The 13086-nt window shown below is 55.2% G+C and carries 12 protein-coding genes and 1 tRNA gene; 8 read left to right on the forward strand and 5 right to left on the reverse strand.

Annotated features, from left to right (window positions below):
- Positions 1-3 precede the first annotated feature (3 nt).
- A complete protein-coding gene (locus MC50_RS29310; protein WP_219637347.1) occupies positions 4-183 on the reverse strand; it encodes a DUF5951 family protein in 180 nt (59 codons plus the stop codon).
- 6 nt (positions 184-189) lie between these two features.
- Here MC50_RS29310 and MC50_RS25825 point away from each other — a divergent pair.
- Positions 190-265: transfer RNA gene (locus MC50_RS25825), tRNA-Asn, on the forward strand.
- A 593-nt stretch (positions 266-858) separates the two neighbouring features.
- On the opposite strand, the gene MC50_RS25830 is transcribed toward MC50_RS25825, so the two are convergent.
- Positions 859-1761 (reverse strand): alpha/beta hydrolase, encoded by a 903-nt coding sequence (locus tag MC50_RS25830; RefSeq protein WP_052135813.1) that lies wholly within the window; start codon positions 1759-1761, stop codon positions 859-861.
- 289 nt (positions 1762-2050) lie between these two features.
- Here MC50_RS25830 and MC50_RS25835 point away from each other — a divergent pair, with 289 nt between their 5' ends.
- The 4 genes from MC50_RS25835 (at position 2051) to MC50_RS25850 (ending at position 6120) form a co-directional block, all read left to right on the forward strand.
- Positions 2051-2755 carry an IclR family transcriptional regulator gene (locus tag MC50_RS25835; RefSeq protein WP_047665278.1) on the forward strand — a complete coding sequence of 235 codons (705 nt, stop codon included), beginning with the start codon at positions 2051-2053 and terminating at the stop codon, positions 2753-2755.
- Positions 2756-2852: 97 nt separating this feature from the next.
- On the forward strand, positions 2853-3248 hold the full coding sequence (locus MC50_RS25840) for a GlcG/HbpS family heme-binding protein (RefSeq protein ID WP_032686835.1): 396 nt from the start codon (positions 2853-2855) through the stop codon (positions 3246-3248).
- On the forward strand, positions 3245-4441 hold the full coding sequence (locus MC50_RS25845) for an MFS transporter (protein ID WP_032695350.1): 1197 nt from the start codon (positions 3245-3247) through the stop codon (positions 4439-4441). The genes MC50_RS25840 and MC50_RS25845 overlap by 4 nt, the downstream gene beginning before the upstream one ends.
- A 158-nt stretch (positions 4442-4599) precedes the next feature.
- The gene (locus tag MC50_RS25850; RefSeq protein ID WP_032686833.1) at positions 4600-6120 is read left to right on the forward strand and encodes an MFS transporter; all 1521 of its coding nucleotides are present in this window, start codon (positions 4600-4602) and stop codon (positions 6118-6120) included.
- 58 nt (positions 6121-6178) lie between these two features.
- On the opposite strand, the gene MC50_RS25855 is transcribed toward MC50_RS25850, so the two are convergent.
- Genes MC50_RS25855 through MC50_RS25865 form a run of 3 tightly spaced genes read right to left on the reverse strand, consistent with a single transcriptional unit; the run spans position 6179 to position 8937 of the window.
- Positions 6179-6964 (reverse strand): aldo/keto reductase, encoded by a 786-nt coding sequence (locus tag MC50_RS25855; RefSeq protein ID WP_047665280.1) that lies wholly within the window; start codon positions 6962-6964, stop codon positions 6179-6181.
- Positions 6961-8139, reverse strand: coding sequence for a glycerate kinase (locus MC50_RS25860; protein WP_032686831.1), 1179 nt, complete (start codon positions 8137-8139; stop codon positions 6961-6963). The genes MC50_RS25855 and MC50_RS25860 overlap by 4 nt, the downstream gene beginning before the upstream one ends.
- 18 nt (positions 8140-8157) lie before the next feature.
- On the reverse strand, positions 8158-8937 hold the full coding sequence (locus MC50_RS25865) for a 3-ketoacyl-ACP reductase (RefSeq protein ID WP_032687312.1): 780 nt from the start codon (positions 8935-8937) through the stop codon (positions 8158-8160).
- Between the two features lie 485 nt (positions 8938-9422).
- Between MC50_RS25865 and MC50_RS25870 the strand changes: the two genes are divergently transcribed.
- The 3 genes from MC50_RS25870 (at position 9423) to MC50_RS25880 (ending at position 13082) form a co-directional block, all read left to right on the forward strand.
- A complete protein-coding gene (locus MC50_RS25870; protein ID WP_032686830.1) occupies positions 9423-10538 on the forward strand; it encodes a sugar ABC transporter substrate-binding protein in 1116 nt (371 codons plus the stop codon).
- A 67-nt stretch (positions 10539-10605) separates the two neighbouring features.
- Positions 10606-11571 carry an ABC transporter permease gene (locus tag MC50_RS25875; RefSeq protein WP_047665281.1) on the forward strand — a complete coding sequence of 322 codons (966 nt, stop codon included), beginning with the start codon at positions 10606-10608 and terminating at the stop codon, positions 11569-11571.
- 5 nt (positions 11572-11576) lie between these two features.
- The gene (locus MC50_RS25880; protein ID WP_046852104.1) at positions 11577-13082 is read left to right on the forward strand and encodes a sugar ABC transporter ATP-binding protein; all 1506 of its coding nucleotides are present in this window, start codon (positions 11577-11579) and stop codon (positions 13080-13082) included.
- The last annotated feature ends 4 nt before the right edge of the window (positions 13083-13086 follow it).

Genomic DNA, 13086 nt, shown 5'->3' on the forward strand with positions numbered 1-13086 from the left:
ACCTTAGTGAGAAAAGTTGAAACTACATTTCAAATAATGATAGAGAATGATGGTTCCTGCAAAACATTTTTCCTTATTAATTGTCGGTAATAGCAACAAATTGTTGATGGAAGCGGCAGTTGAACCTTTGCGGGCAAATTGATGTTTGACAAAATTTTTTTCGCCGCTAAGATACGACTCCACAACGATTCCTCTGTAGTTCAGTCGGTAGAACGGCGGACTGTTAATCCGTATGTCACTGGTTCGAGTCCAGTCAGAGGAGCCATATTTAAAAAGCCCGCTTAAGGAAACTTAAGCGGGCTTTTTGCTTTCGTACATCCTTACGAATCCTGATACGGCATGAATTCAACAGGTCAGGTGAAAGCGCTTCCCGGGGCGTTGAGACTTTACCCGCCATATCGGCAAACATGGGGAGTCAAATGCGCAATCAGTGGTGGTGCAGTTATAGCAGAGCCAGCGGGCGGTATTTCATAGGAACTTCAGGTGGCGGGATAAGAAAATAGTAAGGTATCGAACAGACTACACGAAGCAAAGGCTACAGATTCGTCACCCGATTATGGCTGCCCGGAAAGCATGTTTAGTCAATAAGCGGATGTCGTCGAAGATGTGCTGAAATAGCGATGAAGGGGTCATATTGCCTGACAGGCATCACTTAAAACACGACATGTTTCCCAGGTCAGAAGAGCCGGAGTCATACCTGGAAAAGCCCGGTTTGCTTTTCTACTGTCAACAAACCAGCCGCTCCTGCCATCGGCAGAGAAATCTCCCCACGGGTACAAACTACCTTCGGCGGCGCGGCTGAAATAGCGCTCCGCCGCCCGCTCCCCGACAACGCGCCAGAATGGATGCCTCGCGGAGTCAGCCGTGTATGTCGCACCTCTTTTCGCTGCGCTCACCGGCCGCAGCGAGATGCAGTAAAGCGCTCTGGAAGGAGGCATTAAACATCGGTCCGTGCGTGAGCCCAGGATAATGCCAGTAGGTCGCGGCCAGCCCGTTAGCGCTCAGGACGGATACCGTCTTGCGCACCCTGCTCAGCACCTCGGTCGCGCCGGCGGCGGCGCTTCTTCCCGACGGATCGTCGCCCTCCATCAGATAGAGCTGCTTGTGACAGCCCCCCTGTTGATTAAGCGATGTCATTCTTTCCAGCAGGACGAAATTGTCTCTACCCAGCGAAGGGCTGGCCGCGTAATAAAAGTGGAAAAAAGAGGAGGTTAACCAGCTGTCCAGCACGAACAGCCCGCCGAAGGAGTGTCCCCAGATGCCCCGTTTATCGGGGTCGATGTTAATGTTTTTTTCGACCGTTGGCGCGATGCGCCCTTCCAGCAGCTGGCGGAACGTCGCGCTGCCGCCCCCCTCGCGCGCATAATGTCCGACGGCAACGGCCCCGCGCTGCTGCTGCGCCACGGGCGTATAGTCGTAGGCTCTGGCGTGGGTGTCGAAGGGCAGCGGCGTCTGGTAGCCAATCGCCACGATCACCGGCGGCGTTTTTTGGGTCAGTTGTTTCAGTAGATCTTCCGACAAACGGTCCATCAACGCATTACCATCCAGCATATACAGCACCGGATAGCCCGATGGCGGCGGCGATCTGTCCGGTACGCCGGTCCAGACCCGGTAGTGTCTTTTGCCATCCGCAGAGTCAAACTGATGCACGCTGAAGTGATAAACCGCAGACCCGCGATCGGCAATATTCGGCCCCAGCGGCTTCATATCCGGTTTCGCCGCGCTTTTTCCGGCGTACAGCAGCGCCATACAGGAGAGCATGCAAAACGCCGAGATGCGCTGAACTCTGTTTCGGGACGGATGATCCTTCCCCTGTTGATACTCTCTCTTCACCTGTTTTTCCCGTATCACTCTGGCGGATAAGCCTTATTCACATAGCGCCATAATGATAATGGTTAGCAATATCATTTTCAATTAGACAAAAAATGACGGCACAGGCGCGCGTGGCACTCGACACGACGTATTGTATCGCCGGTCTTTTTTATTCATTATGCGGCCCATTATCTCCCCCGCCTTTGAGCGTCGGGAGCGGCAACAGTGAGAAACATCGATGATCGATGAAAGTCGTAAAATTCAGTCCGTAGAACGGGCGATGAATCTCCTTGAGATCATCGCTGAGCTGGGTGGCGATGCCCGATTAGTCGATCTGGCCCGCCGGTCGGAACTGCATAAAAGCACGATATACGGGTTGCTGAACACTTTAGCAGCAATGGGGTATATCACCCGTAACGGCACCCGCTACTCGCTGGGTCTACGCTTAAGAACCATTGCTCAGACGCTGATTGATGCCGATCAGGATGTGAAATCCTTTTTCGCCCCCTTGCTACAATACGCGGCGGAGATCAGCGGCGAGGAGTGTTATCTGGCGGTGCCGTGCGGAACGCGCGAATACCTCTACCTGGACGCCATCGATGCTAACGGCCCTCTACCGGTATTCAGCGCGCGTGGTCGCAGAGAAGGCATGACCACCTCAGCCATCGGCAAGGTGCTCCTCGCGGATAAAGCGGAAATTATTCGCAGCCTGCGCCGGGCGGGCGTGTTGTCCGCAGAGCTGGAAAAGGAGCTGCAGGCGATTATCCGTCAGGGCTATGCCATTGATCTCGAAGAAGCCGAATGCGGATTGCACTGCCTGGCGCTACCGCTACGTCAACACGGGAAAATTGTCGCCGCGCTGGGTATTTCCGGCCCCTCTCAGCGCCTGAACGCAGAGCGAATCAGCCATCTCGTCACACAATTGATGCGGTGGAAAGTTTGACATTATCAAACAATAAGCGGATATCTCCCGCCCCTGTTTCTTCACCCCGGTAGTTCTGGAATCATCAAAACACCTGTTAAAACGAGGAGTTTTGAAAATGAAATTAGAGCAACTTTCCCGGGATGTTATTTTACGCGCCTCAACCCTGGCCCGTGAGCGAGGTTTTTCGGTTTCAATTTGCGTCGTCGACGATTCAGGCCTGCTGCGTCAGTTCCTGCGTATGGACGGGGCGGTTGCCGGAACCATTGACGTGTCGATCAAGAAAGCGCGAACCGCCGCCTTGTTCGGCGTCGACAGCATTGACCTTGGCGAACACGCCCAGCCCGGCGGGGCCATCTACAGTCTGGAACACACCAACGGCGGATTAATCAGCTTTGGCGGCGGTGTGGTATTACATGATACGAATGGCGACATCCTGGGCGCCGTCGGTGTCGCTGGCGCCACGGTTGAACAGGATCAGTCTATCGCCCAGGCCGCTGCAGGTGAACGATGAGTCAGAAAACGCCAATACATCCGGGGATTTGGGCCCTGGCGGTGACCTCTTTTGCCATTGGCGTAGCGGAGTTCATTGTTGTCGGGGTTCTTCCGGCCATCGCGCGAGATCTTCACGTCTCTTTGGCCGCGGCGGGTAAACTGGTCGGACTCTATGCGCTCGCGCTGGCGATTGGCACGCCGCTGGCGGTGCTGGGTCTGGCGCGGTTAGCGCGCAAAACGGTGCTGTTGAGCCTGATAACGCTGTTCCTGGCCGGTAATATCCTCTCCTCGCTGGCGGACAGCTACCCGCTGCTGCTGGCAGGCCGGGCCATCACTGCGGTGGCGCACGGCAGTTTCTTTGCCATCGGCGCGACCGTGGCCAGCCGCCTCGCGCCACCGGGGCAAGGCGGACGCGCGATTGCCCTGATGTTTTCCGGCCTGACGTTAGCCATGGTGATCGGCGTGCCGCTAGGCAGCCTGATCGGTAACAGCGTCGGGTGGCGGCTGCCGTTTTACGCTGTCGCCGGGCTGGCCGTGATGGCGTGGGTCGCCACGGCAATCTGGGTACCCCGGCTGGCCGTGCCTGAGGCGGGTAAAACCGTCACCCAACTCGCGGCGTTACTGCGGCCGGAAATTCTGGCTATGATGGCGATAACCATCACCGGCTTTGGCGCCAGCTTTGCCGCGTTCACGTTTATTACGCCGATCCTGACCGACATCAGCGGCTTTTCATCGCAAACCGCGAGTTTGCTGCTGATTATTTTTGGCATCGCCACGCTCATCGGGAATCAACTCGGCGGCAAATTGACGGTGACCCAGGGCTGGACACCCGCATTACGCCGGATGCTATTGCTGCTGGCAGTCACCCTCATGTTACTGGCCGTGGCGTTACCCTGGCGCCTGCCGATGATGGTCCTGTTATTCCTGTGGGGAGTGCTGGCGTTCGGAATGTCGCCGGCTTTTCAGGCCGGCATGCTGAGCACCGCTGAACGCTGGACGCCAAAAGCCGTCGATTTTGCTTCGGCCTTAAATATTGCGGCGTTTAATTTGGGGATAACCCTCGGTGAAACGCTGGGCAGCGCTATCGTGGCGAAGGGGCTGATGGCGATGACGCCCTTAGCCGGAGTACTCCTGGCGACGATAGCTCAGCTTCCGCTGTACTGGTTAAGCACCCGATTGACCCGGGATGTGCGCCGCGCCCATCAGGCGTAGGCCGCTGCTTTTTCCGCGTTCCCCTGCTGCCGGTAACGGCGTGACTGGTGGTTAATGAAATGTGATCCACGATCAAAAGTAACTAACAAGTTGGTTACTTTTGAATATCAGTGAACTATGGTACTGCGAACTCGTTACTCAGATAACAGGCGTATATCATGGCAAGAACAATCACGTTAAAACACTATCTCAGCTACGGCTCAGGGGATTTTTTTGGTATGGGAACGACGGCACTCACCGGTGCCTGGCTGCTGTTCTTTTATACCAACTTCTGTCACCTGAGCGCGGTTGAAGCCGCATCCATTTTCGCCATTGCGCGCGTCTTCGATGCCATCGCCAGTCCATTAATGGGCTATATTACCGACAACTTCGGCCACACTTTTCTGGGGAAAAAGTTTGGTCGCCGCAAATTCTTTATTTTGTCAGGTATCCCCGCCGTCTTTTCCTACTGTTTTATCTGGGTCAGCGATATGGGTTACCTCTATTACCTGTTGACCTATCTTGTCTTCGAACTGGTCTACAGCATGGTTCTGGTGCCGTATGAAACCCTGGTTCCGGAAATGACCGATGACTTCAAAAAGAAGACCCGCTTCTCAGGGGCGAGAATCTCTTTTGCCCAGCTGTCGTACATCATCACGGCCTACCTGCCGGCCCTGTTTTTTAGCTGGTATGGAAAAGATAACCCCCACGCCTTCTTTTATGCCGGACTGGTGATTGCCATCCTCTGCGCCATCGCCCTGACCCTGGTGTATTGCAATACGTGGGAACGAGAGCGCAGCGTTGACCACCAGGCGCCGCCTGCCGCGTCCGGATCTTTACTCAAGCGTTTTTTCAGCGACGCGCTCTCCACCCTGAAAGTTAAGGCCTTCCGCACCCATCTTGGGATGTACCTCGGCGGGTTTATCGCCCAGGACGTATTTAATGCCGTTTTCACCTACTACGTCATATATGTCCTGTTCCAGACCGCCACCGTCTCCTCCGAATTACTCGGCATCATGTCCATCATGCAGCTGATCGCCGTGCTCTGCATGATCCCACTGTGTATTCACTGGGGGCCAGCCCCGGCCTATCGTCTGGCGGTGGTCTTTTTTGCGCTTGCCTGCCTGACCTACGGTTTTTTATGGCTCGGGGATTTTACCCATCTTGCCGTATTGATGCTGGTCTCGGCGGTGGCGGGCTTCGGTCGCGGCGGCATTAACTATATCCCGTGGAATACCTACACCTATATGGCCGACGTCGACGAGGCGATCACCGGTCTGCGGCGCGAAGGTATTTTCGCCGGCGTCATGACCATGACGCGTAAGGCATCGCAGGCAATAGCGGTGATGCTCGTCGGCGTTCTGCTGCAGCTGGCGCATTTTAATCCCGGGCAGCCGCAGCAGCCGGAGTCGGTGCATTACGTTATCCTGGCCGTACTCAGTCTCGGCACCACGCTGCTACTGATTGCCGGTTACCTGGCGTCACGTCGCTTTACGCTGAATATCAAAACGCATGCGGTACTGCGCGAGGAGTGCGACAGAATGCGCCTCGCCGGCGGGCCATTCGCCCCCGCAAACCCGCAAAACCAGCGTATTCTCGAGGAGATTACCGGTCTGCGTTATCAGGAACTGTGGGGGAATAACTCGATTTCACGTCTTAGCCGCCGGCCGGACGCTGACACGGTCACATGGTCCAAATAAACAATAACGGGGAAGGCGCTACTCGCCTTCCCCGTCAGATAGCGCGTTGTAACCCGGCTTACAAGGTTACAACGCGATAGTTGGCACTTTTTAATTCGGCTATCTGCTGCATGTGGATATGGGAGAGGGTGAAATCGAGGATCGCGAAGTTCTCAGCAATTCTCTGCGGATCGGAGGACATGGTATTTGACTGCACGCCCGACTGTAAAATCCAGCGCAAAATAATTTGCGCCGGCGTACGGGCATAATATTCCGCCAGACGGTGAATAAGCCCGTATTTAAGCACTTCCCCCCGGGCTATTGAACAGTATGAGGAGAGCGGGATTTGCGTAGCGACCGCGGCCAGCAATAAGTCGCTTTGATCCAGCAGCGGATGGAACTCCACCTGATTGACAACCAGCGGCGTGGCAATAACTTCACGTGCCCTGACCATCTGCTGGGGAGAGAAATTACTTAAGCCGATACATTGCGTCAGCCCCTGCCGCTGCGCCTGTTCCAGCAAACGCAACGTGGCGCTGAAGTCCTGCTTTGGCGGACTATGCAGCAACAACACATCCACCTGTTCAACATTCAATGCCGCCAGGCTTTGCGCCACCGAAGCCATAAACCGGTCGGCGGGGTAATTCGCCGGCAGCACTTTGGTGGTAATACAAAGTTCGCTGCGAGCGACGGGATGATGACGCAGGACTTGCCCAATCTCCCGTTCATTTTCGTACATCTGCGCGGTATCAATCGCCCGATAGCCCACGCTCAGCGCCTGTTCGAGGGCCGTCATTAATCTCTCTGCGCGCAGTTTATAGGTGCCAAAACCGCGGATAAATTCAGGCCGATAAAGAATATTCATGTTTTTTCCCTCAACGGAGGACGCAGGTGACAACCCGATTGGCTCGCCGCCAGATGCCATAGCGAGGCAATATTGAACGCCGTCGACTCCAGCAGAGCAGCGGCTTCGCGCAGCGCGCGCTCGTAGGAAATAATGCCGGGAACCAGCGAAAACGCCGAATTGAGTCCGATAGCGTACAGCGCTTCATAACCACTGCCGAGCGACCCGGCCAGCGCAATACTTGGGCAACCGTGGGCATGCGCACGGCCGATCACCCCGGCAGGCCCCTTACCGCTGCTGGTCTGGGCGTCAAGCCGCCCTTCGCCGGTAATCACCAGATCGGCCTCGCGCACCTGCTCATCAAAATTCAGCGTGTTAAGCACAAGATCGATGCCGCTGGACATTTCAGCACCCAGTATCCCCTGCAGCGTGGCGCCCATGCCGCCGGCCGCACCGCCGCCCTTGAGGCTGGCGATATCCGTTCCGGAGCGGGCGCTGAGAACGCGGGCGACCCGGGCGAGGTTGTTTTCAATCCTCAGCGCCGTGTGCGCGGTCACCCCTTTTTGCGGACCAAAAACCGCAGTAGCGCCCTGCTCGCCGAGCAGCGTATTGTTCACATCGCAGGCCAGCTGAAGCGTTACCCCGGCTAATCGCGGATCGAGACCGGCGCACTCAATCTCAGTCAGTTCATCGAGTCCCGCAGCGCCCCACGAGACTTCGTCTCCGCTGGCGGTGGTACAGCGACAGCCCAGCGCCTGCAGCATGCCAATCCCGCCCTCATTGGTGGCGCTGCCCCCCAGACCAATAATAATTTTGTCGACGCCTCGGTCCAACGCCGCCTTAATGAGCTCTCCGACCCCATAGCTGGTCGCGATTAGCGGGTCCCGGTCTTGCGGTGCCACCCACTGCAAACCGCAGGCGGCGGCCACTTCAATGACCGCCGTTTTCCCATCCCCCAGCAGGCCAAAAAAACCGTTCACCGGCCTCCCCATCGGCCCGGTGACCGGTACGAAAATCAGCTGTCCGGCGGTGGCATTAATCAGCGCGTCAACCGTGCCTTCGCCGCCATCGGCGATCGGCAGTTTTACATATTGCGCATCAGGCAGCGCTCTGCGCAGACCCCGTTCGATAGCATCCGCCACCGCGCTGGCGGAGAGGCTCTCCTTGAAGGAGTCCGGGGCAATAATTATTTTCATCGCATTTACCTGCTTAAATCAGAAACGGGGAACCAGCATGCCGCCATCGGCGCTAATCACCTGACCGGTTAAATAGGGCATTCCCCCGCTGGCGAGGGTGGTCACGATGGTGCCTATCTGCGCGGGAGTCCCCAGCTCCGGCAACAGGGTTAAGCCTTCATCGACGCGCTGTTGATACATGGCCAGCGAAGGCTGGGTCATTTCGGTGACAATCAGCCCCGGCTGGATATCAAAAACCTGCACTCCGGCCTGCGCGAGACGCGCGGCAAACAATTTCGCCACCATCGCAGCCCCGGCTTTCGACACGCAATACTCTCCACGATTGATAGAGGCCGCGGAGGCATTCGAAGAAGAGACCACGATCAGGCTGTAGTGCAGTTCTGGCAAGCAGGTGCGGGCGAGCAGGCGTCTGGCAAATGCCTGACAGAGGAAGAACGTAGCGCGGGCGTTAATCGCCTGGCAGCGATCGTAGCTTTCCGGCGTCACGTCGAGGAGATCGCCGCGGCTGGTCACCGAGACACCGGCGTTATTCACGAACGTCGTCAACGGCCCGAGCGCATTTTCCGCCCGCGCCAGCATCCTGTCGTGCAGGCTGATATCCGCCACATCCCCGGGGATCGCGACCGCTTTCACCCCCCACCCTTCTAGTCGCGCGACCGATGCCTGTAGCGTGGCGGAATCCTGATAATCATTCAGCGCAATATCAAAACCGGCCTGCGCCAGCTTCGCAGCAATCTCAAAACCAATGCCGCGAGCCCCGCCGGTGATAAACGCAACCTGTCGTGTTTTAACCGTCATTTTTTCGTCCCATTGTTGGTTGAGCATACGCCGAAATCATAGCGACGCCTCTCGCCACTTGTAAATAAATAGTTACTTACAAATATCAAATATGCGATCCAGGTAGACACCGGAGTTGAGGGGCTGATCGCCAACAAAATCTTTGTGACTGATCTCCCAAACGCAAGCAAAACACCGCCCGCAGAGACAGAGCAACAAAATCAATATAAATCATATAGATAATATTCATTCTCTGGCAAAAGACCGGCTCACGGGCACTGACGCATTTGCCAATAACGCATTCATAAATAATCATTAAAAACAAATAATTAGATAATTTCCTGCCAGATAAAAACGCCAGGCAAACGACCTACCTTCCCCTTCATTGCCAATTACTTTCGTGGATGATATATCCTCAACTTGTAAGTAATTAGTTATTTACATGTTACGTGTTTTATCACCAGAAACGATTCTCCATGTGAACCGAAAAGACAGGAAATATCGCTATGTCATTTATTAAAAAATTCGTTGAAAAAAGCGTGATTAGCCGACGTGAATTCCTGCTGAAAAGCGCCCTTGGCATCGGCGGCATGGCTGCGCTCCCGCTTATCAGCCCACTCTCGAAAGCCATGGCTGCCGAAGGGGGGAATTTCACTCTGGCCTGGGGCTACCGCGATCCTGATAACTCCTACTGGAACGCGATTGCCGCCGGCGGGCAATCTTATGCGAAGAGTCAAAACTCGCCGATGGTGAGTCTGATTAACGGCGGTAATAACGAGAAGGTGCTCTCTGATATCAAAGCCCTGCTCTCGAAAACTGAAGGGAAACTGGCGATCGGCTGCGATCCGAACGATGCCCCTAACGCCCGGGCGGTGGTGACCGCCTGTCAGCAACGCGGGGCGTTTATTACCACCATCTGGAACAAAACCGAGGATCTGCATCCGTGGGATTTTGGCGACAACTACGTCGCCCATATCAGCTGGTCTGATTTCGAACCGGCGCAACAGTGCGCGCAGCTGCTGTTTGACGCGATGGGCAAAAAAGGCGGGATTGTCGGGCTGGGCGGCATCGCCTCTAACGTCCCGGCGATTGAACGCAAAGCGGGGTTGATGCACAAGCTGAAGGAGAATCCGGATATCAAACTGCTGGACTGGCAGGATGCGGACTGGAGTACTTCAAAAGCCAACGACATGATGTCGACGATGCTCACCCGCTTCGGGGATGATATCAAAGGCATTTTCTCCTCCAACGACAGCATGACTCTCGGCATTATTGAGGCGCTGCGCGCTGAAGGCCTCGCAGGGCAGATTCCGATCGTCTCCTACGACGGTACCCCGGATGCCGTTAAGCTGTGCATCAGCGGTGAAATACTCTGCACCGTCAGCACTGACCCCTACTGGGCTGGCGGCATCGCGCTATCCCTGGCGCACCATGCGGCTATCGGCAGCTTCAAACCTTCCGCCGAACCGCATGAGCATCGCGAATTTTATGGCCCGACGATCATGATAACCAAAGACGATGCGCAGAAGTGGTATCAGGAAAATATCGTCAATACGCCGGTAGTCGACTGGAACAATTTCTGGCAGGCGTCGAAAGGCCCCATTCAGTATCGCAAATTATAGTATCCCCCCTTCAGCGGATATTTATTCTCAATGAAGACGTTATACATTCAATGAGTGAAGGTCGAACATGTCATCACATTCCAGCTATAAAGAGTTTTTGCGCAAATGGGCGCCGCTGATGGTGCTGCTGCTCCTGTGCACCATCATCAGCGTGATTTATCCCGGCTTTTTATCGGTGCGTAATTTCTCGCGTTTACTGACCGCCAGCGCCGCGCCGTTAATGATCGCCATTGGCGTGACGTTTATCATCATTATGGGTTCGATCGACCTGTCAATTGAAGGCATTATGGCTTTCTGCGGCTCGATGCTGGCCATTATTATGGTGAAACTGGGCGGCTTTAGCGAACTCGGTTATTTAGCCATCCCCGCAGCGATTCTTATTTCGGCCGCCTGCGGGCTCATTAATGGTCTGATTCACGTCAAGCTTAAAATCCCCTCATTTCTGGTCAGTCTGGGGATTGGTTTCAGCTTAATTGGCGTCACCATGGTGATTACCGGCGGCGAACGTATCCCCCTGCCCGACCGGACATTCCGGCTCCTGCTGACCGAGCGCATTTTTGATTTCCCGCTGATGGTCTATCTCGCCGGGGCGGCCCTGCTGTTTGCCTGGTTTATTCAACGCTATACCGCGCTGGGACGTAATTTTTATGCGGTCGGCGGCGGCGAGCATCTGGCCTACGCTTCCGGTCTGTCGGTAAAGCGTATTCGCGTGCTCGGTTTTGCGCTGGCCGGGGTCTTTTACGGACTGGGCGCCATCTTTGCGGTAGCCCGCCTGGGGTCGGTCGCCAGCAACCTGGGGGACGGTTATACCTTTATCGCCATCACCTCCGTGGTCGTCGGCGGTACCTCCTTAATGGGCGGCAACGGCGGCGTATGGCAAAGCCTGATCGGCGTGCTGATTATCAACGTGATTAATAATGGCATGGTGCTGGTCGGTTTCCCGACCTATATCCAACAGGGCGTTTTAGGTGCGTTAGTTATTCTCTCGGTGGCCTTAGTCACTAATCGTAAACGTCTGCAAATAGTGAAGTGACGATTATGCTTGAATTTAAAAATGTTGGTAAATCGTTTCCGGGCGTTCTGGCTTTGCAAAATATCAATCTGCAAATTAATCCCGGAGAAATTGTTGGCTTAGTCGGTGAAAACGGTGCCGGAAAATCAACGCTGATGAAAATTATATACGGCGCCTATCAGCACGATAAAGGCGAAGTGCTGATTAATGGTCAGCCGGTGGTATTTCGCTCACCGCGCGATGCCATGATGCAAGGCATCGGGATGGTGTTTCAGGAGCAGTCATTAATTTCCAATCTGAGCGTAATGGAGAATATTTTCCTCGGCTTTGAACAGCCGTTTAAAAAACTTGGAGTGATTAACTGGAAAAAGATGGCGGCGGCAGCCAGAAAACAGCTGGCGAAAGTCAAACTGGATATCGACCCGAAAACAATCACCTCCGAGCTGTCGTTTACCCAACGTCAGCTGGTGGAGCTGGCGAAGGTTTTAACTCTCGAGGAGAGAAGCAGCGGCCATTTAATTATCCTGCTCGATGAGCCGACCTCGGTGTTACCTGCCCAGGAGATCGAGCTGCTGTTTGCGCTGGTCAGAGAGCTGAAAAGCCGGGCCTCTTTCATTTTTGTTTCGCATCGTCTTGATGAGGTGATGACCCTTTCCGACCGCATCTACGTGATGAAGGACGGGCAGGTCATGGATATGCTCACCCGCGACCGGTTTGATGTGGTGAATATTCAGCGTCAGATGGTCGGTCGGGATATCGATGAACGCTATTACCGCGAGCATCGCAAACACGGCATCCATAAAGCGACCACCCTGGTCGAGTTAAAAAATATCTCATTGCCGGGCCATTATCAGAATGTCTCGCTGTCGCTGCACGCTGGCGAAGTGCTGGCGCTGGTTGGCACCGAAGGGGCGGGGACCGAAGAGATCATCCGGACCATCTTCGGTTTGCTGCAGCCCGAGCAGGGAGAAGTGATTCTCAACGGTAGACCGGTCCGCAAATTCAGCCCCACGCACAGCATCGCTGAAGGGGTAGGATATATCCCGCGCGAGCGCAAAATCGAGGGCATCGTCGAAGGGATGTCGGTGGTGGAAAACATCACTCTCGCTAACCTGCAGGACTATTCCCGCGCCGGACTGCTGCAGGTGCATCACGAGCGCCAGCTGGCCAATGAGTGGGTTAAAAAGCTGTCGATAAAAACCGCCAGCATTGATACACAGTGCGGCAAGCTCTCCGGCGGCAATCAGCAAAAGGTGGTGCTGTCTAAATGGCGAACCGCCGAGGCGAAAATCATCCTCCTCGACCACCCTACCCGCGGCCTCGATATCGGCGCCAAAGAGGATGTCTACGACCTCGTGCGCGACTTCACCGATGAACAATGCGGCGTGATTTTGATCGCCGATTCTCTGGAGGAGGCCATCGGTCTCGCCCATACCATCGCTATTTTTAAGGACGGCCAGCTGAGATATCAGTTTACCGGCTGTGAAGAGAAGCGTCCGGAGCAATATGAATTATTGCAGCACTTCGTCTAGGTTA

The organism is Klebsiella planticola, from assembly GCF_000783935.2.
GTDB classification, from domain to species: Bacteria; Pseudomonadota; Gammaproteobacteria; order Enterobacterales; family Enterobacteriaceae; genus Klebsiella; species Klebsiella planticola.

Bases quoted from the DNA above. Each gene is read 5' to 3' on its own strand.
- MC50_RS25860 (WP_032686831.1), bottom strand. From the start codon at position 8,139: ATGAAAATAATTATTGCCCCGGACTCCTTCAAGGAGAGCCTCTCCGCC.
- MC50_RS25865 (WP_032687312.1), bottom strand. From the start codon at position 8,937: ATGACGGTTAAAACACGACAGGTTGCGTTTATCACCGGCGGGGCTCGC.
- MC50_RS25840 (WP_032686835.1), top strand. From the start codon at position 2,853: ATGAAATTAGAGCAACTTTCCCGGGATGTTATTTTACGCGCCTCAACC.
- MC50_RS25870 (WP_032686830.1), top strand. From the start codon at position 9,423: ATGTCATTTATTAAAAAATTCGTTGAAAAAAGCGTGATTAGCCGACGT.
- MC50_RS25855 (WP_047665280.1), bottom strand. From the start codon at position 6,964: ATGAATATTCTTTATCGGCCTGAATTTATCCGCGGTTTTGGCACCTAT.
- MC50_RS25845 (WP_032695350.1), top strand. From the start codon at position 3,245: ATGAGTCAGAAAACGCCAATACATCCGGGGATTTGGGCCCTGGCGGTG.
- MC50_RS25830 (WP_052135813.1), bottom strand. From the start codon at position 1,761: ATGCTCTCCTGTATGGCGCTGCTGTACGCCGGAAAAAGCGCGGCGAAA.
- MC50_RS25875 (WP_047665281.1), top strand. From the start codon at position 10,606: ATGTCATCACATTCCAGCTATAAAGAGTTTTTGCGCAAATGGGCGCCG.
- MC50_RS25880 (WP_046852104.1), top strand. From the start codon at position 11,577: ATGCTTGAATTTAAAAATGTTGGTAAATCGTTTCCGGGCGTTCTGGCT.
- MC50_RS25850 (WP_032686833.1), top strand. From the start codon at position 4,600: ATGGCAAGAACAATCACGTTAAAACACTATCTCAGCTACGGCTCAGGG.
- MC50_RS25835 (WP_047665278.1), top strand. From the start codon at position 2,051: ATGATCGATGAAAGTCGTAAAATTCAGTCCGTAGAACGGGCGATGAAT.